At 72.7% G+C, this 17,248-nt stretch carries 16 protein-coding genes and 1 pseudogene; 14 read left to right on the top strand and 3 right to left on the bottom strand.

Going from position 1 to position 17,248, the window contains the following annotated elements:
* Positions 1–126: 126 nt before the first annotated feature.
* Entirely contained in the window at positions 127–504 is a 378-nt protein-coding gene (locus tag ACFV61_RS11625) for a DUF1844 domain-containing protein (protein ID WP_063346861.1), read from the bottom strand.
* A gap of 482 nt (positions 505–986) precedes the next feature.
* Here ACFV61_RS11625 and infC point away from each other — a divergent pair, with 482 nt between their 5' ends.
* The 11 genes from infC to ACFV61_RS11680 all read left to right on the top strand — a co-directional run bounded on the left by infC (position 987) and on the right by ACFV61_RS11680 (position 12,168).
* Positions 987–1,757 carry a translation initiation factor IF-3 gene (gene infC, locus ACFV61_RS11630; RefSeq protein WP_380346233.1) on the top strand — a complete coding sequence of 257 codons (771 nt, stop codon included), beginning with the start codon at positions 987–989 and terminating at the stop codon, positions 1,755–1,757.
* A 141-nt stretch (positions 1,758–1,898) separates the two neighbouring features.
* Complete coding sequence (rpmI, locus tag ACFV61_RS11635) at positions 1,899–2,093, top strand: 50S ribosomal protein L35 (RefSeq protein WP_030055648.1); 195 nt, start codon at positions 1,899–1,901, stop codon at positions 2,091–2,093.
* Positions 2,094–2,202: 109 nt separating this feature from the next.
* Positions 2,203–2,598: a 50S ribosomal protein L20 gene (gene rplT / locus ACFV61_RS11640; protein WP_030055649.1), complete on the top strand. Its 396-nt coding sequence runs from the start codon at positions 2,203–2,205 to the stop codon at positions 2,596–2,598.
* A 104-nt stretch (positions 2,599–2,702) separates the two neighbouring features.
* Entirely contained in the window at positions 2,703–3,569 is an 867-nt protein-coding gene (locus ACFV61_RS11645; protein ID WP_063346859.1) for an RNA methyltransferase, read from the top strand.
* Between the two features lie 110 nt (positions 3,570–3,679).
* Positions 3,680–4,783 carry an ATP-binding protein gene (locus tag ACFV61_RS11650; protein WP_063346858.1) on the top strand — a complete coding sequence of 368 codons (1,104 nt, stop codon included), beginning with the start codon at positions 3,680–3,682 and terminating at the stop codon, positions 4,781–4,783.
* Between the two features lie 300 nt (positions 4,784–5,083).
* Complete coding sequence (gene pheS, locus ACFV61_RS11655; protein ID WP_363372880.1) at positions 5,084–6,205, top strand: phenylalanine--tRNA ligase subunit alpha; 1,122 nt, start codon at positions 5,084–5,086, stop codon at positions 6,203–6,205.
* Positions 6,205–8,706, top strand: a complete 2,502-nt coding sequence (pheT, locus tag ACFV61_RS11660; RefSeq protein WP_380491351.1) for a phenylalanine--tRNA ligase subunit beta — start codon at positions 6,205–6,207, stop codon at positions 8,704–8,706. Before pheS ends, pheT begins: the two co-directional genes overlap by 1 nt.
* 163 nt (positions 8,707–8,869) lie before the next feature.
* Complete coding sequence (locus ACFV61_RS11665; RefSeq protein WP_380428196.1) at positions 8,870–9,301, top strand: GntR family transcriptional regulator; 432 nt, start codon at positions 8,870–8,872, stop codon at positions 9,299–9,301.
* Positions 9,298–10,236 carry an ATP-binding cassette domain-containing protein gene (locus ACFV61_RS11670; protein ID WP_063346854.1) on the top strand — a complete coding sequence of 313 codons (939 nt, stop codon included), beginning with the start codon at positions 9,298–9,300 and terminating at the stop codon, positions 10,234–10,236. Before ACFV61_RS11665 ends, ACFV61_RS11670 begins: the two co-directional genes overlap by 4 nt.
* Positions 10,233–11,207 carry an ABC transporter permease subunit gene (locus ACFV61_RS11675; RefSeq protein WP_063346853.1) on the top strand — a complete coding sequence of 325 codons (975 nt, stop codon included), beginning with the start codon at positions 10,233–10,235 and terminating at the stop codon, positions 11,205–11,207. Before ACFV61_RS11670 ends, ACFV61_RS11675 begins: the two co-directional genes overlap by 4 nt.
* Positions 11,208–11,325: 118 nt before the next feature.
* Positions 11,326–12,168, top strand: a complete 843-nt coding sequence (locus tag ACFV61_RS11680) for a chitosanase (RefSeq protein ID WP_380428192.1) — start codon at positions 11,326–11,328, stop codon at positions 12,166–12,168.
* Positions 12,169–12,237: 69 nt separating this feature from the next.
* Here ACFV61_RS11680 and ACFV61_RS11685 read toward each other — a convergent pair whose 3' ends face one another.
* Positions 12,238–13,107 carry a 3-hydroxybutyryl-CoA dehydrogenase gene (locus ACFV61_RS11685; RefSeq protein ID WP_063346851.1) on the bottom strand — a complete coding sequence of 290 codons (870 nt, stop codon included), beginning with the start codon at positions 13,105–13,107 and terminating at the stop codon, positions 12,238–12,240.
* A gap of 448 nt (positions 13,108–13,555) precedes the next feature.
* Between ACFV61_RS11685 and ACFV61_RS11690 the strand changes: the two genes are divergently transcribed.
* Positions 13,556–14,374: an SDR family NAD(P)-dependent oxidoreductase gene (locus tag ACFV61_RS11690; protein ID WP_380491353.1), complete on the top strand. Its 819-nt coding sequence runs from the start codon at positions 13,556–13,558 to the stop codon at positions 14,372–14,374.
* A 44-nt stretch (positions 14,375–14,418) separates the two neighbouring features.
* Here the strand turns inward: ACFV61_RS11690 and ACFV61_RS11695 are convergent, their stop codons facing one another.
* On the bottom strand, positions 14,419–15,378 hold the full coding sequence (locus ACFV61_RS11695) for a polysaccharide deacetylase family protein (protein WP_079135471.1): 960 nt from the start codon (positions 15,376–15,378) through the stop codon (positions 14,419–14,421).
* Positions 15,379–15,653: 275 nt separating this feature from the next.
* On the opposite strand from ACFV61_RS11695, the gene ACFV61_RS11700 reads away from it, so the two are divergent.
* Both ACFV61_RS11700 and ACFV61_RS11705 read left to right on the top strand, forming a co-directional pair.
* A complete protein-coding gene (locus ACFV61_RS11700; protein ID WP_380378646.1) occupies positions 15,654–16,538 on the top strand; it encodes an SAM-dependent methyltransferase in 885 nt (294 codons plus the stop codon).
* A 157-nt stretch (positions 16,539–16,695) separates the two neighbouring features.
* Positions 16,696–17,118, top strand: a pseudogene (locus ACFV61_RS11705) (FBP domain-containing protein); the annotation flags it as partial.
* Positions 17,119–17,248: the final 130 nt, after the last annotated feature.

A 17,248-nucleotide genomic window follows, 5' to 3' on the forward strand; every position in this document is an offset into this window, starting at 1 on the left:
CGGGGGGGGGGGGGGGGGCGGGGGCCCCGGGGGGGGGGGGGGCGGGGGGGGGGGGGGGGGGGCGGCGCGCGGGGGGGGGGGGGGGGGGGGGGCGGCCCCCCCCCCCCCCCCCGAGTCGCGTCCGGGTCAGGAGTAGACCGGCCCGGTGAACTTCTCGCCCGGGCCCGTGCCCGGCGCGTCCGGGACGATGGAGGCCTCGCGGAAGGCCAGCTGCAGCGAGCGCAGGCCGTCCCGCAGCGGCGCCGCGTGGAAGTTGCTGATCTCCGGGGCGCCGGCGGTGACGAGCCCGGCCAGCGCGGTGATCAGCTTGCGGGCCTCGTCGAGGTCCTTGTCCTTCTCCCCGCCCTCGGCCAGGCCGCACTTGACCGCGGCGGCGCTCATCAGGTGCACCGCGACGGTGGTGATCACCTCGACGGCCGGGACCTCGGCGATGTCCCGGGTGAGGTCGTCGAAGCCGATCGCGTCGTCGTCCGCGCCGGGGGTCTTGGTGGGCTCGCTGCTCAAGGGGGGCTCGTTCCGTCGTGCCGGTGTCAGTACCCCTGGAGCGTACAAGGGCCCTTCCGGAGGCGGACAAAGGTGGTGAGGTGGGGCGGAATAGCGTTCGACTCCGCAGCGCTGTATGCTTCGAGACTGACCGGCCGGGATCCCGTATGGGCACCTGGCCAGCAAGAGGAGGCTCCACCCAGGAGGCCCGAGAGGGCAACCGCGAAAGTCTCCCACCTGGTCGACCTCAGGGTCGACGGGTCCCGGTCCGCGACGGGCGCCACGGCGCCGAGTCGCAGCAGCGCTCCTCACCAGGGTGTTGCCCCCGGATTGTGTGGAGCCCCGCTTGTACCGAGCGGGGCTTTTTTCGTGTCGCGGTGCACACGGTGCCGAACAGGTGCCGGGCAGCGCAGCACGAATGAAGCCCCGCCCAGTGGTCGAGTCCACTACGTGCGTCCGCCGTCCGACGGCCGCATCGCAGAAGGTGCAACCGAGGAGGCCCCATCAGCACCGAGCCCCGCATCAACGACCGGATTCGCGTCCCGGAGGTGCGACTCGTCGGTCCCAGCGGCGAGCAGGTCGGCATCGTGCCGCTTGCCAAGGCGCTGGAGCTCGCGCAGGAGTACGACCTTGACCTGGTCGAGGTCGCGGCGACCGCCCGGCCGCCGGTGTGCAAGCTCATGGACTACGGCAAGTTCAAGTACGAGTCGGCCATGAAGGCCCGTGAGGCGCGCAAGAACCAGGCGCACACGGTCATCAAGGAGATGAAGCTCCGGCCGAAGATCGACCCGCACGACTATGACACCAAGAAGGGTCACGTCGTCCGGTTCCTCAAGCAGGGCGACAAGGTCAAGATCACGATCATGTTCCGTGGTCGTGAGCAGTCCCGCCCCGAGCTGGGCTTCCGCCTGCTGCAGCGGCTCGCCGACGACGTCCAGGACCTGGGCTTCATCGAGTCGTCGCCGAAGCAGGACGGCCGAAACATGATCATGGTTCTTGGCCCGCACAAGAAGAAGACCGAGGCGATGGCCGAGGCCCGCGCCCTCGCCGACGCCCGCAAGGCCGAGCGTCAGGGCCGTACCCCCGGCTCCGACGCCGCTGCGGACGACGACCTGCTGGACGACGACCTGCTGGTCGACGACGAGGTCGCCGATGACGAGGTCGCCGACGACGAGGCGACCGAGGCGGCCGAGGCACAGGACGCCCCGGCCGAGGCGCCGGCCGTCGAGGCCGACGCTCCGGTCGAGCAGCCGGCCGCCTCCCAGGGCGCCTGAGCCTTCACCGGCCAGGGCGGCCCGGGAGACCGGCCCCAAGGTGACGGGGCGCCCCGCCCGGTCACACAGATCCATCCAGTTCACGCCCGCGTGGCGCAGGCCGCGCGGGCGCGGACGGGACCGACGAGGAGATACGGCGAAATGCCGAAGCAGAAGACGCACAGTGGCGCCAGCAAGCGCTTCAAGATCAGTGGCTCTGGCAAGGTGCTCCGCGAGCGCGCCGGCCGTCGCCACCTCCTGGAGCACAAGCCCTCGACGCTGACCCGCAAGCTGGCCGGGACCGTCGAGCTGGCCCCCGCTGACGCCAAGAAGATCAAGAAGCTTCTCGGCAAGTGATCGCCCTCCCGCCCGGCGCGAGCCGTGAGCGGGGCAGCTGATCCTTCCCGACCCATTCGAATGACGGACCACGTGAAGTAGTCCGTGGTCCAACCCAAGGAGTAATCAAGTGGCACGCGTCAAGCGGGCAGTCAACGCCCACAAGAAGCGCCGGGTCATCCTGGAGCGCGCCAGCGGCTACCGTGGCCAGCGCTCGCGCCTGTACCGCAAGGCCAAGGAGCAGGTCACCCACTCGCTGGTCTACAACTTCAACGACCGCAAGAAGCGCAAGGGCGACTTCCGTCAGCTGTGGATCCAGCGCATCAACGCTGCGGCCCGTGCCAACGGCATCACCTACAACCGCTTCGTGCAGGGCCTGAAGGCCGCCAGCGTCGAGATCGACCGCAAGATGCTGGCCGACCTGGCCGTCAACGACCCGGGCGCGTTCGCGTCGCTGGTCGAGGTCGCCCAGAAGGCGCTGCCGGCCGACGTGAACGCCCCCAAGGCTGCCGCCGACGCCGCCTGATCTTCCGAGATCAGTTGAGCTCTGACCGGACCCGCAGGCTCCCTGCGGGTCCGGTTCTGCGTTTCCCCGGATCTTCAGCGCCGCCCGCCACAGAGAACGAGACCATGCCGAGCACCGACACCCCCCTGCTCACCTCCCTGCGCTCGCCGCGCGTCGTCGCCGCCCGCCGGCTCGCCAAGCGGAACCAGCGCACCAAGGAACGCCGCTTCCTGGTCGAGGGCCCGCAGGCCGTCCGGGAGGCCGTCGCCTTCGGCCAGCTGCCGGAATCGGCCGAGCACGCCGTGGTCGAGGTGTACGTGACCCCGGAGGCCGCCGAGCGGCACGCCGCCCTCGTCGAGGCGACGCTGGCCGAGGGGCTGCCGGTGCTGACCGCCACCGACGAGGTGATCGCCGACATCTGCGACACGGTGACCCCGCAGGGCATCGTGGCGCTCTGCCGCTTCATCGACACGCCGTTCGCCGAGGTGCTCAAGGCCCGCCCCAAGCTCGTCGCGGTCCTCGCCCACGTCCGCGACCCCGGCAACGCCGGCACCGTGCTGCGTACCGCCGACGCGGCCGGCGCGGACGCCGTGGTGCTCACCGACGCCTCGGTGGACCTGTACAACCCGAAGGCCGTCCGGGCCTCCGTCGGCAGCCTGTTCCACCTGCCGGTGGCGGTCGGCGTGCCGGTCGAGGAGGCCGTCGCGCAGCTGCGCGCGGCCGGGGTCCGGGTGCTCGCCGCGGACGGCGCGGGGGAGCGCGACCTGGACCAGGAGCTCGACGAGGGCACCCTGGGCGCGCCCGGCGCGTGGGTGTTCGGCAACGAGGCCTGGGGGCTCCCGGAGGAGACCCGCGCGCTGGCCGACGAGGTCGTGCGCGTCCCGATCCACGGGCACGCCGAGAGCCTCAACCTGGCCACCGCCGCGGCCGTCTGCCTGTACGCCTCGGCCCGGGCGCAGCGCTCGCCCGGCGGCTGCCGCTCGAACGCCTGACCCGCACGCTCCAGTCGCCACCGGCCGAGGGCCTACTACAGGGGGCTGCGAGGCGCTAGGGTCTGCCTCTGTGGGGGGAACGGCACGGTGGGTAATCGGGGAGGACACCCATGGTCGGCAGCGGGCCAGAGCTCGACCCGGACGACCTACCGGACGGCCTGGTGGTCGCCGATGCGCTGGGCCGGGTGGTCTGCTTCAACCGGGCCGCGGCCCGGCTCACCGGCCTGCCCCCGGAGGCCGCGCTCGGTAGCGGGCTGGAGGACGTCCTCCCGCTGGAGGACCTGGACGGCCGCCGCTGGTGGCAGCTGACCGACCCGTACGGCGGCCTGGCCACCCGCACCGGCCAGCCGGAGCGCAACCTGCTGCTGCCCGGTGGCCGCGAGGTGCTGGTCTCCGCCCGGTACGTCCGGGACGTGCCGCTGGGGCCGCCGCAGCGGGTGGTGGTCGCGCTGCGCGGCACCGAGGCCCGGCGCCGCACCGAGCGCAGCCACGCCGAGCTGATCGCCACCGTCGCCCACGAGCTGCGCTCGCCGCTCACCAGCGTCAAGGGCTTCACGGCGACGTTGCTGGCCAAGTGGGAGCGGTTCACCGACGGGCAGAAGCGGCTGATGCTGGAGACGGTGGACGCCGACGCCGACCGGGTCACCCGGCTGATCGCCGAGCTGCTGGACATCTCCCGGATCGACGCCGGCCGGCTGGAGCTGCGCAAGCAGGTGGTCGACCTGGCCGCCGCGGTGCGCCGGCACGTCGAGCGCAAGGTCGCCACCGGCATCCCCGAGGAGCGCTTCGACGTCCGGATCAGCGAGTCGCTGACCGTCCTGTGGGCCGACCCGGACAAGGTCGACCAGGTGCTGGCCAACCTGCTGGAAAACGCGGTGCGCCACGGCGAGGGAACTGTCACGATCGAGGTGGCACCGGCCAAGGAGGTCGTCGAGGCGCCCCTCTGGGAGCGCTCGGGCACCCCTCCCCGCATCGTGGAAGGAACCGCGGTCACCGTGAGCGACGAAGGAAGCGGCATCCCCGAGGAGTCGATGCCGCGCGTCTTCACCCGCTTCTGGCGCGGTTCCAAGCGCGGCGGCACCGGCCTGGGCCTGTACATCGTCAAGGGCATCGTGGAGGCCCACGGCGGCTCGATCCGGGTCGACCGGGCCCCCTGCGGCGGCGCCCGGTTCCGATTTATCCTGCCCGCCAGCGTTCCGGACTTCATGCTCTGAAAGAGATGAACGACAAGCAGAGCATGCTCTGAAAGAGATGAACGACGAGCAGAGCATGCTCTGAAGGAGCATGAACGCATGCTCCGGGGTCCCGCTGGACGGGCTTCCAGGCAGCCGCGCTACGCGCTGCGACTACACTCGACCTTTGGCGTTGTGGTACGCCCTGTGCGGCTGAGCCGCGGACACCCCTCTTCCCCGTCGTACGGAGAACGGCTGCCCGTGCCCCGGCCACACCGGGCGTACCGCAGAGGCAGCCACCCTTACCTGAGCACGGACGAGCAGGAGCACGGGAAGATAGAGATGTCGGCACCCAACAAGTCGTACGACCCGGTCGAGGTCGAGGCCCTCAAGCCCGAGGTGGTGGAGCAGGCGCGGGACGAGGCCGTCGCCGCCTTCGCCGCCGCCAGCACGCTCGACGAGCTGAAGGAGGCCAAGGTCGCCCACACCGGCGACCGTTCCGCGCTCTCCCTCGCCAACCGCGAGATCGGCGCCCTGCCCCCGCACGCCAAGGCCGCCGCCGGCAAGCTGATCGGCCAGGCCCGCGGCGCCGTCAACAAGGCCCTCGCCAAGCGGCAGGCCGAGCTGGAGGCGGAGCGCGACGCCCGCGTGCTGGTCGAGGAGGCGGTGGACGTCACGCTGCCGTACGACCGCGCCCCGCGCGGCGCCCGGCACCCGCTGACCACCCTGGCCGAGCGCATCGAGGACACCTTCGTCGCGATGGGCTACCAGGTCGCCGAGGGCCCCGAGGCCGAGGCCGAGTGGTTGAACTTCGACGCCCTCAACCTGGGCCCGGACCACCCGGCCCGCTCGATGCAGGACACCTTCTTCGTGCAGGCCCCGGACGGCTCCGCCGACTCCGGCGTGGTGATGCGCACCCAGACCTCCCCGGTCCAGGCCCGCACCCTGCTCGACCGCGAGCCCCCGGTCTACGTGGTCTGCCCCGGCCGCGTCTACCGCACCGACGAGCTGGACGCCACGCACACCCCGGTGTTCCGCCAGGTCGAGGGCCTCGCGGTGGACGAGGGCATCACCTTCGCCGACCTCAAGGGCACCATCGAGGTGCTGGTCGAGAAGCTGATCGGCGGCGGCCTGGAGCTGCGCTGGCGTCCCTCGTACTTCCCGTTCACCGAGCCGAGCGCCGAGATCGACCTGCAGTGCTTCGTGTGCCGCGGCGAGAGCGTCGGCAACCCGGACCGCCCCTGCCGGACCTGCTCCTCCGAGGGCTGGATCGAGCTCGGCGGCTGCGGCGTGGTCAACCCGCGCGTGCTGGTCGCCTGCGGCGTCGACCCCAACCGCTACAGCGGGTTCGCCTTCGGCCTGGGCCTGGAGCGGATCCTGATGAATCGTCACAACGTCGCCGACATGCGCGACATGGTCGAGGGTGACGTGCGCTTCACCCTCCCGTTCGGGATGGAGATCTGATGCGCGTCCCGCTTTCCTGGCTGCGTGAGTACGTCGACCTGCCGGCCGGCGAGACCGGCCGTGACGTGGCGGAGCGCCTGGTCCGGGCCGGCCTGGAGGTCGAGACCGTCGAACAGCTCGGCGGCGACCTCAAGGGCCCGCTGGTGGTCGGCGAGGTGCTCTCCATCGAGCAGCTGACCGGCTTCAAGAAGCCGATCCGGCACTGCCTCGTCAACGTCGGCGACGCCAACGGCACCGGCGAGCCGCAGGAGATCGTCTGCGGCGCCACCAACTTCGCCGTCGGCGACAAGGTCGTCGTGGTGCTCCCGGGCGCCGTGCTGCCCGGTCCCTTCCCGATCGCGGCCCGCCAGACCTACGGCCGCACCTCGGCCGGCATGATCTGCTCGGCCCGCGAGCTCGGCATGGGCGACGACCACGACGGCATCATCGTGCTCCCGCCGGAGTTCGAGCCCGGCACCGACGCGATCGAGCTGCTCCAGCTGGTCGACGAGGTGCTGGACATCGCCGTCACCCCGGACCGCGGCTACTGCCTGTCGCTGCGCGGCGTCGCCCGCGAGGCCGCCGCCGCGTACGGGCTGCCGCTGGCCGACCCGGCGCTGCTCGACGTGCCGCCGGCCAACTCCTTCGGCTACCTGGTCAAGGTCAACGACCCGGCCGGCTGCGACCGCTTCGTGGCCCGCACGGTCGTCGGCATCGACCCGACCGCCAAGTCCCCGATCTGGCTGCAGCGCCGCCTCCAGAAGGCCGGCATCCGCCCGATCTCGCTGACCGTCGACATCACCAACTACGTGATGCTGGAGGTCGGCCAGCCGCTGCACGCCTACGACAAGCAGCGCGTGAGCGGCCCGATCACGGTCCGCCGGGCGGAGCAGGGCGAGAGCCTGACCACCCTCGACGGCGTGCAGCGCAAGCTCTCCGCCGAGGACCTGCTGATCTGCGACAACAGCGGCCCGATCGGCCTGGCCGGTGTCATGGGCGGTGCCTCCACCGAGATCCTCGACCCGGCCGCCGGCCCGGGCACCACCGAGGTGATCATCGAGGCGGCGCACTTCGAGCCGGTCGCCATCGCCCGCGCCGCCAAGCGGCACAAGCTGCCCTCCGAGGCGTCCAAGCGCTTCGAGCGCGGCGTCGACCCGGAGGCCGCCCGCGCCGCCGCCCAGCGCGCCGTCGACCTGCTGGTCCTGATCGCCGGCGGCACCGCCGAGGCCGGGGTCACCGACATCGCCGCCCCGCACCCGGTGCGCACCATCACCATCTCCGCCGACCTGCCCGACCGGGTCGCCGGCACCGCGTACGGCCGCGAGACCGTGACCCGGCGCCTGCAGGAGATCGGCTGCTCGGTCGCCGGCGCCGACGTCCTGGAGGTCACCCCGCCGACCTGGCGCCCCGACCTCACCGACCCGTACGACCTCGCGGAGGAGGTCATCCGGCTGGAGGGCTACGACAACGTCCCCGCCCGGATGCCCAACGTGCCCCCGGGCAAGGGCCTGACCGAGGCCCAGCGCGTCCACCGCCGGATCGGCGTCGCGCTGGCCGGGGCCGGCTACGTCGAGGTCAACAACTACCCGTTCCTCGGCGAGAGCGCCTTCGAGGCGCTCGGCCTGGAGCCGGACGACCGGCGCCGGCGCACCGTCAAGCTGGTCAACCCGCTCAACGACGAGGAGCCGGCGCTGCGCACCACGCTGCTGCCGGGCCTGCTCGGCTCGCTGCGGCGCAACGTCGGCCGCGGCAACACCGACCTGGCGATCTACGAGACCGGCACCGTCTTCCTGCCCAAGGACGAGCTGTCCGTGGCCCCGCGCCCGGCCGTCGACCGCCGGCCCAGCGCCGAGGAGCTGGCCGCGCTGGACGCCGCGCTGCCGGACCAGCCGCGCCGGGTCGCCGTCGCCCTCGCGGGCGAGCGGCTGCCGTCCGGCTGGTGGGGCCAGGGCGCCGGGGCGTCCTGGGCGGACGCCGTCCAGGCGGCCCGTACGGTGGCCCGCGCGGCCGGCGTCGAGCTGACCGTGCGGCAGGGGCAGCGGGCGCCGTGGCACCCGGGCCGCTGCGCCGAGCTGGTCGTCACCGGCACCGACCGGGTGGTCGGCCACGCCGGTGAGCTGCACCCGCGCGTCGTCAAGGCGCTCGGCCTGCCGGCCCGCACCAGCGCGATGGAGATCGACGTCGACCTGCTCACCGCGGACGGCGCCGAGAAGGTCAACGGCCCTGCGGTCTCCGGCTTCCCGGTGGCCACCCAGGACGTCGCGCTGATCGTCGACGCCGCCGTTCCGGCCGCCGAGGTGGAGGCCGCGCTGCGCTCCGGCGCGGGCGAACTGCTGGAGGCCATCCGGCTGTTCGACGTCTTCACCGGCGAGCAGGTCGGCGAGGGCCGCAAGTCGCTGGCGTACGCGCTGCGCTTCCGCGCCGCGGACCGCACGCTGACCGCCGACGAGGCGACCGCCGCCCGCGAGGCGGCCGTCGCCGAAGCCGTCGCCCGTACCGGCGCGGTGCTGCGCGGCGCCTGATCCCGTCAGGCCCCAAGGCCCCGTTCGGACCTCGGTCCGGGCGGGGCCCTTTGCCGTTCCTCGACTTTTCCTGCCTTCCCTCGCCTGCCCTCACCTTTCCTTGGCTTCCCTCACCTTTCCTTGGCTTGACGGAACGTCACCATGTCCACTTAACTCATTAACTATGGAACTAGATAAAGGCGCCGACCCGCCCCCTCCGATCGAGTTCCGCCTGGACCCGGCCTCCGGTGTCCCGACCTATCTGCAACTCGTGCAGCAGGTCGAACAGGCGCTGCGGATGGGCTGGTTGACGGAGGGGGACCGGCTTCCCCGGGTGCGCGAGGTGGTGGCGGGGCTGGCGATCAACCCGAACACCGTGCTCAAGGCGTACCGCGAGCTGGAGCACCGCGGCCTGGCCGTCGGCCGGCGCGGCCAGGGCACCTTCGTGCGCGGACTGCCCGCCGGGGTGGTGCCGTTGCGTGAACGGGCCGCGCTGCGGCGGGGATTGCTGGACTGGATGTGCGCGGCGCGGGCCACCGGGCTGGACGAGGAAGGGATGACCGCGGTGTTCGAGGACACGCTGCGCGACCTGCGGAACGGAGAGGTGGCGTCATGACGGCGGACACCGTGATCGACTGCGGCGGGATCGGCAAGCGCTACCGCCGTTCCTGGGCGCTGCGGGACTGCCATCTGGCCGTCCCCGCCGGGCGCGTGGTGGCGCTGGTCGGGCCGAACGGCGCCGGCAAGACCACGCTGCTGGGCCTGGCCGCCGGGCTGACCCGGCCGAGCGAGGGCGCCATGACCGTTCTCGGCGACCAACTGCCGGGCTCTCCGGCGGCGTTGGACCGGATCGGGTTCGTCGCCCAGAACGCCGCGCTCTACCCCGGAGTGCCCGTGCGCGACCTGCTCCGGATGGGCCGGTACCTGAACCGCCGCTGGGACGACGCCCGGGCGCACGCCCACCTGGAGGGCCTCGGCATCCCGCTGGACCGCAGGTACGGCCGCCTCTCCGGCGGCCAGCAGGCCCAGGTCTCGCTCGCCCTGGCGCTCGCCAAGCGCCCCGAACTGCTGCTGCTGGACGAGCCGTTGGCCGCCCTGGACCCGCTGGCCCGGCACGACTTCATGGCGGTGCTGCTGACCGCCGTGGCCGAGGACGGCCTGTCCGTGGTGTTCTCCTCGCACGCCGTCAACGAGCTGGAGCAGAGCTGCGACCACCTGGTGGTGCTCGGCGGCGGCCGGGTCCAGGTGGCGGGCGAGGCGGACGATCTGGTGGCCGGCCACCGGATGCTGACCGGCCCGACCGCCGGGGCGGACGAGGTCGCCGCCCGGCTGCCGGTGGTCCGCGACCGCAGGGCCGGGGCGCAGTCGCACCTGCTGGTGCGGACCGGCGGCGTGGACGCCCCGGTCTCCGCCGGCTGGCGCCAACAGCGCGTCGGCCTGGAGGAGTTGGTGCTCGCCTACCTGCGCGAGCCGACCGCCTCCGCCCTGCCCGGCCCGCGCGGGGCCGTCCGCGCGTCCGTCCGTACGTCCGAGAAAGCGATGCTGTCATGAGTGCCGTCACCGCCGTTCCCGCCGCGCTGCCCCGGGCCGGGGTGGTGCGGGCGGCGTGGCTGCGGCACCGGCCCGCGCTGCGGGTGCTGCTGGGCGTCCTGGCCGGGCTCGTCCTGCTGCTGGCCGTCACCGGGTACTTCCTGCACGCCGGGTTCGACCGGTCCGGCGCGGGTGACTGCGACATGGCGACGCGGGCCTGCAACGAGCACTGGAAGGGGTTCCTGCGCGAGTACGGCACCGAGCTGATGGTCGGCGCGAACATCGTCTACTTCCTCGGCGGCGCCCTCGGCGCCTTCGCCGGCGGCCCTTTGCTGGCACGGGAGTTCGAGCACGGCACGGTCCGCTTCGCCTGGACCCAGGGGGCCGGACGGACCAGGTGGACGGTGGGCGTGCTGGCCGTCGCGGGCGGCGTGCTGGCCGTCGCGACGGCGCTGGCGGGCGTGGTGACCAACTGGTGGCTGGAGCCGATGGCGAGGCAGTCGGGCCGCTTCACGCCGCTGCTGTTCACGGCCGCCGCGCCCGCCCTGGTCGGCCGGGTCCTGTTGGTCTTCGCGCTGTCCGCGCTCGCGGGCGCGGTGCTGCGGCGGACGGTGGTGGCGGTGGGGATCGGGGTGGCGGCCTCGGTCGTGTCCACGCTGGTCGCCCAGTCCCTGCGGTTCGACTACCGCGCCCCGCTCCAGGACACCTTGCACACGCTGGCGCAGGCCTCGGTCGACCACCGCTGGGAGGGGAGCACGTGGATCACCGACCCGGCCGGGAACCGGATGAGCATCGGGCGGCTCTACGACGCGGGGAACGACTACTACGGCGCCCAGAAGCTGGTGAGCGAGGGCGGCTACTCGGCGCACGAGATCTACCAACCGGGCAGTCGCTACTGGTCGTTCCAGTTCATCGAGCTCGGCTGGATGGCGGCCCTGGCGGTGCTGCTGTGCGCGGCGGCGGTCTGGTGGGTGCGCAGGCGGGCGGTCTGACCTGCGTCTTTGAAGAGCCTTGAAGAGACTTTGTCAAAACCCTTGCGGGGACGGGGAAGGAGGGCCCTTAATTCTCGTTAGGAAAGTTTCCTAACCCCCCGAGGAAACGGAGCATCGTATGCGTCCCCAGCACCACCGTGCCCTCCGCATCGCCCTCGCCGCCGCCCTGGTGGCCGCGCCCCTCACGGTCGCGGCCGCCGGCGCCGCCACCGCCGCGCCGAAGTCCGCGACGTCCGTCCAGCTCAAGGGAGTCGGGCTGGACGACCCGCACAAGAAGGACATCGCGATGCAGCTGGTGTCCAGCGCGGAGAACTCCTCGCTGGACTGGAAGGCCCAGTACAAGTACATCGAGGACATCGGCGACGGGCGCGGCTACACCGCCGGCATCATCGGCTTCTGCTCCGGCACCGGCGACATGCTGGACCTCGTCCAGCACTACACCGACCTCAAGCCGGGCAACGTCCTCGCCAAGTACCTGCCGGCCCTGAAGAAGGTCAACGGCAGCGCCTCGCACGCCGGCCTCGGCACCCCCTTCGTCAACGACTGGGCCGCCGCCGCCAAGGACACGGTCTTCCAGCAGGCCCAGAACGACGAGCGCGACCGGGTGTACTTCAACCCCGCCGTCAACCAGGCCAAGTCCGACGGCCTGCGCGCGCTCGGCCAGTTCGCCTACTACGACGCCATCGTCATGCACGGCCCCGGCAACAGCTCGGACAGCTTCGGCGGCATCCGCGCCGCCGCCCTGAAGAAGGCCAAGACCCCCGCCCAGGGCGGCGACGAGGCCACCTACCTCAAGGCCTTCCTTGACGCCCGCAAGGTGGTCATGAAGAAGGAGCAGGCCCACTCCGACACCAGCCGGGTCGACACCGAGCAGTCGGTCTTCCTCAACGCGAAGAACTTCGACCTCAACCCGCCGCTCAAGTGGAAGGTCTACGGCGACAGTTACGCCATCAACAGCTGACGCAACGCCGAGCGGGGCCCGGGAGCAGCACCTCGCTCCCGGGCCCCGCCGCCGTCCACCGGCCGGTGCTCAGGCGCTCGCGGTGTAGTCGTAGAAGCCGCGGCCGGACTTACGGCCCAGCAGGCCCGCGTCGACCATCCGGGACAGCAGCGGGGGAGCCGCGTACAGCGGCTCCTTGTACTCGTCGTACATCGACTCGGCGATCGAGACGATGGTGTCCAGACCGATCAGGTCGCACAGCCGCAGCGGGCCCATCGGGTGGGCGCAGCCGGCCTCCATGCCCTTGTCGATGTCGGAGGCCGTGGCCACGCCCGACTCGAACATCCGCACCGCGGACAGCAGGTAGGGCACCAGCAGCGCGTTGACCACGAAGCCGGCCCGGTCGCGGGCGCGGATCGGCTCCTTGCCGAGCTCCTGGGAGGCGAAGGCCTCGACCCGCTCGGTGGTCACCGCCGAGGTGGTCAGCGTCGGGATGACCTCGACCAGCTTCTGCACCGGCGCCGGGTTGAAGAAGTGCAGGCCGATCACCTGCTCGGGGCGGGAGGTGGCGGCGGCCAGCTTCACGATCGGGATCGACGAGGTGTTGGAGGCCAGGATCGCGTCCCGGCGCTCGACCACCTGGTCCAGGGTCTGGAAGATCTTGACCTTGATGTCCTCGCGCTCGGCGACCGCCTCGACCACCAGGTCGCGGTCGGCGAAGTCGGCCAGGTCCACGGTGAAGGCCAGCCGGGCCAGCGCCGCGTCCCGCTCCTCCGGGCTCAGCTTGCCGCGCTTGACCGCCGTGTCCAGGGAGTTGGTCAGCCGGGTACGGCCGAACTCCAGCGCCTCGCCGCTGGCCTCCGCCACCAGGACGTCCAGCCCGGCCCGGGCGAAGACCTCCGCGATGCCCGACCCCATCAGGCCGCAGCCGATCACTCCGACGCGCGCGATGTCACTCACTCAGTTGCCCTTCGGTGGTGCTGGGGATCGCCCAGCGACTGGTGACCCAGCGAGCTGCTGGTCAACGGGCCGGTGTGCCGGAATGGGTGCACCGGTCACCGTCCCGACGACGTTACTACTCCGTACCGGCCAGTAGGTCACCCCCTCCCCGGCCGGGTGCCAGCGCCTAGGGCGTGTCTGACAATTCGCGTCGGATCAGCGCGCGGCGGTGGGCGCCCGGCTGGGCGTGCCGGCGAAGCGTCCTCGTACTGGGCCGTACTTGGACGTTTCGCCGGTGCGTCCAGGCGGGATGCCCGGCGTCGCGCGCCCGGCGGGAATTGTCAGACACGGCCTAGCCGTCGTCCGAACGGGTGAGGCCGGGCCCGCCGCCCGTGCGCCCGGGGCCGGGCCCGTGCGGCGGCCGGAAGAATGCCGCAGACGGGGGCCGGGGACGGGAAGGGAGCACACGGTGCGGACGGGATCGCTCACAGGACAGGTCGCCCTGATCACCGGCGCGGGCCGGGGAATCGGCCGGGAGATCGCCATCGGCCTGGCTGCCGAGGGCATGGCCGTCGGCCTGGTCGGCCGCACCCACGGGACGCTGACCGACACCCTCAAGGAGTGCGCCCGGCGCGGCTCCCGCGGCGTCGCCGTCACCGCCGACGTCACCCGCGCCGGCGCCGTCCGCGAGGCCGTCCGGGTCGTCGAACGCGACCTCGGCCCGATCGACCTGCTGATCAACAACGCCGGCCTGGTCGACCGCGCCGAGGTGCCGCTCTGGGAGACCGACGCCAACCAGTGGTGGCAGGTGATCGAGACCAACCTGCGCGGCCCCTACAACCTGCTGCGCTGCGTCCTGCCCGGCATGGTGTCCCGGCGGCGCGGCCGGGTGGTCAACCTCAACTCCGGCTTCGCCCTGCGCCCGGACGGCCACTACACCGCGTACGCCACCTCCAAGGGCGCGCTGCTCCAGCTCTCCGACAACATGGCGGACTCGCTGGCCCGCCACGGCATCGTCATCCTCGACATCAGCCCCGGCGCGGTCGAAACCGACATGACCGCCGCCATGCCGATGTTCAAGGACACGCAGACCTGGGGCTCCATCCCGTACATGGTCGCGGTCACCGTGGACGCCGCCCGCGGCCGCTTCGATGGCCTGCACGGCCGGTTCATCCACGCCGGGCGGGACGACCTGGAGGAACTGGTCAACCGGGCCGCGGAGATCCGCGCGGCGGACGCCCGGACGCTGCGGATGCGCCCGTACAAGGCGGACGACCCGATGGGCTGAACGGGCCCCTCGGCCGGCGTGGTCGTTCCTGGTCCGAAGAGCGGTCAGGCGCACAGCTGACTGGCGGTCACCGGCTTCAGCCCCGCCTTGGCGAGGCCGTCCAGGATGCCCGGCAGCGCGTCCACCGTGCACTGGTGGCCCATGTGCAGGGCGACCACCGACCCGCCGCGCACCGACTTCAGCACCCGGCGCTGCAACTCGGCGGCCGACGGGTCGTTGTAGTCGCGCGGGTCGACGTCGAAGGACAGCACGTGCTCGTAGCCGACCGCCTTCGCCTGCTCGCGCACCGTCCGGGTGGCGTACTGCGCGGCGGACGGGCGGAACCAGCGGCCGATCGAGCCGGTGAGCCGCTGGAGCCGTTCGGCGCACTGGGCGATCTCGTCGTGCACCTGGGCGGCCGTCATCGTCGACAGGTCGAGGTGGTTCTGGGTGTGGTTGCCCAGCTCGTGGCCGGCGTCCAGGATCCGGCGGGCCATCTGCGGCTGCTGGTCGAGCCAGCTGCCGACGACCATCACGGTCAGCTTGATGCCGCGCTGCTCGGCGGCCTCCAGCAGCGCGGTGGCCTGCTTCGGATCGCCGCTGCCGTGGCAGGTCAGCGCCACGAACTTGCTGGTGCGCGGCCCGTTCACGACCTCGACCGGGGTGCCGGCGGCGAGCGGCGGCAGCACCGGCGGCGTCGGAGGCGTGGGCGGGGGTGTGGGCGGCGTCGCGGCCCCGGCGGCCGGCTCCGCGCCGGTGGCCGGGTCGGTACCGGCGGTCGGGTCGGCCCCGGTGGGCTGCGGCTCCGGCGGGGCGGACGGTACGGGGGAGGCCGGGCCCTCGCCGCCGTTCCAGGCCGGGTCGGTGGTGTGCTGCGGGTCGAGGGTGCCCGGGTGCACGGCGAGCCCCCCGGCGTCGGCCCGGCGCGGGGTGCCGGAGGCACACGCGCTGAGGAACCCGCTGGCGGCGGTCAGGGCGGCCAGCTGGACGGCGGTGCGCAGTACGGTGCGGCGGTCGGCAGTCATCGGCAGTCAGCATAGGGACGGCGGCCACCCACGGCGATCCGAGGAGCGTCCCGGTACCGCCATTGACGTGCACACACTCCACTGCCCGGGTGTTGCGTAAACCTGAACTCCCGCTGTTTCACCGGCGTGTCGTCGGATACGATCACGGCGCACCGCACGCCACGGGAGGGTGGCCGGGCCGGACGCGGGTCACCCCCGTCGTACCGGGCGGGCCCGCCGACCGCCGCGGCGGTGCCATTTCCGGCAGTGAGCACGGCAGAGGGGGGCGGAACAGGATGCACGAGGACAGCGCAGCCGTCGGCGAGGCCACCGGCACCGACTGGGACTGGGCCAGAGCGGACGACTGGCAGCCGCCGAGCGAGCTCGACACCGGCATCCCGCACACCGCCCGGATGTACGACTACTACCTGGGCGGCAAGGACAACTTCGAGGCCGACCGCAAGGCCGCCCAGGCCGCCATAGCCGCCTACCCCGCGCTGCCGCTGCTGGCCCGCACCAACCGGCAGTTCCTCGGCGACGCGGTGGAGTTCGCCGCCGGCCGGGGTATCCGCCAGTTCGTCGACATCGGCACCGGCATCCCGGCCGTCGGTTCCACCAGCGAGGTCGCCCAGCGGGTCGCCCCGGACGCCCGGGTGGTGTACGTCGACAACGACCCGATCGTCGCCACCCACGCCCGCGCCCTGCTGGCCGGCCACCCCGCCGGACACACCTCGGTCATCGAGGCCGACCTGCGCGACCCGGCCGCCATCCTCGACCACCCGGGCCTGCTCGCCGCCGTCGACCTGTCCCGGCCGGTCGCGTTGATGCTCGTCGCCGTGCTGCACTTCATCCGCGACGAGGACGGCGCCCAGCAGATCGTCCGCACCCTGCGCGACGCGCTCGCCCCCGGCAGCGCGCTGATCCTCTCCCACGGCAGCCCCGACTTCGCCTCCCGGGAGAGCGCCGCCGAAGGCACCCGCATCTACCGCAGCGCCAGCGCCCCCCTGGTGCTGCGCCCGCGCGCCGGCGTCGAACCCTTCTTCGGCGACTTCGAGTTCGCCGGCCCCGGCCTGGTCCAACTCCCGCTCTGGCGCCCCACCCCCGGCCACGTCCCCACCACCGAACTCCCCGAAGGCTGGCAGGACGTCTCCGCCTACGCGGGCGTCGCGTTCAAGCAGTAGCCACGGTTCACGAGGCGGCCCCGGCGCCTCCCTCCTACGCCGGGACCGGCCTCGCGAACACCCTAGGCTCGGCCACTGACAGCCCGTCACCCTCCCCGGTGCGTACCGGGAGAAATTGGCACGACAGCGCGGGCGGGCCGGTGTTAGCTTCCGCGGCATGGAACCCCTGAACGAGAACGAGATCCGCGCGTCCTTCGTCAACTGCTCCAAGGGCGAGGCCAGTCGGCTCAACCTCCCCCGGGGCCTGGCGGAACTGCCCTGGGAGAACCTGGACTTCCTCGGCTGGCGGGACCAGGGCGCGCCCGACCGGGCCTACCTGGTGGCGTCGTACGGCGGCGAGCCGGTCGGCGTGACGCTGCGGGTGCCGACGATCCGCCGCAGCCTCACCAAGACCAACGTCTGCTCGCTGTGCATCACCGCGCACGCCGGCTCCGGCGTCGCGCTGCTCGCCGCCCGCCGGGCCGGGGCGGCCGGGCGGGAGGGCAACACCGTCGGCACGTACATCTGCGCCGACCTCGCCTGCTCGCTGTACGTGCGCGGGCTGAAGAAGTCCGCCCTGGTGACCAGGCCCGACGAGTCGCGGGGGGGGGGGGGGGGGGGGGCCCCGCGGCGGGGGGCCCGGGGGGGGGGGCCCCCCCCACCCACAGCACCGCGCCAGCGTGGCGCTATGGGACTAACTGCTGGTGGGGGGGTGTGGCGAGAAGGCGGCT

This window comes from Kitasatospora sp. NPDC059817 (assembly GCF_042731835.1).
Taxonomy (GTDB): domain Bacteria; phylum Actinomycetota; class Actinomycetes; order Streptomycetales; family Streptomycetaceae; genus Kitasatospora.

What these genes read in the sequence shown, in the direction of transcription:
- rpmI (WP_030055648.1), top strand. Translation starts at nt 1,899, where the DNA reads ATGCCGAAGCAGAAGACGCACAGTGGCGCCAGCAAGCGCTTCAAGATC.
- ACFV61_RS11645 (WP_063346859.1), top strand. Translation starts at nt 2,703, where the DNA reads ATGCCGAGCACCGACACCCCCCTGCTCACCTCCCTGCGCTCGCCGCGC.
- ACFV61_RS11650 (WP_063346858.1), top strand. Translation starts at nt 3,680, where the DNA reads ATGGTCGGCAGCGGGCCAGAGCTCGACCCGGACGACCTACCGGACGGC.
- pheS (WP_363372880.1), top strand. Translation starts at nt 5,084, where the DNA reads ATGTCGGCACCCAACAAGTCGTACGACCCGGTCGAGGTCGAGGCCCTC.
- pheT (WP_380491351.1), top strand. Translation starts at nt 6,205, where the DNA reads ATGCGCGTCCCGCTTTCCTGGCTGCGTGAGTACGTCGACCTGCCGGCC.
- ACFV61_RS11665 (WP_380428196.1), top strand. Translation starts at nt 8,870, where the DNA reads ATGGAACTAGATAAAGGCGCCGACCCGCCCCCTCCGATCGAGTTCCGC.
- ACFV61_RS11670 (WP_063346854.1), top strand. Translation starts at nt 9,298, where the DNA reads ATGACGGCGGACACCGTGATCGACTGCGGCGGGATCGGCAAGCGCTAC.
- ACFV61_RS11675 (WP_063346853.1), top strand. Translation starts at nt 10,233, where the DNA reads ATGAGTGCCGTCACCGCCGTTCCCGCCGCGCTGCCCCGGGCCGGGGTG.
- ACFV61_RS11680 (WP_380428192.1), top strand. Translation starts at nt 11,326, where the DNA reads ATGCGTCCCCAGCACCACCGTGCCCTCCGCATCGCCCTCGCCGCCGCC.
- ACFV61_RS11695 (WP_079135471.1), bottom strand. Translation starts at nt 15,378, where the DNA reads ATGACTGCCGACCGCCGCACCGTACTGCGCACCGCCGTCCAGCTGGCC.
- ACFV61_RS11700 (WP_380378646.1), top strand. Translation starts at nt 15,654, where the DNA reads ATGCACGAGGACAGCGCAGCCGTCGGCGAGGCCACCGGCACCGACTGG.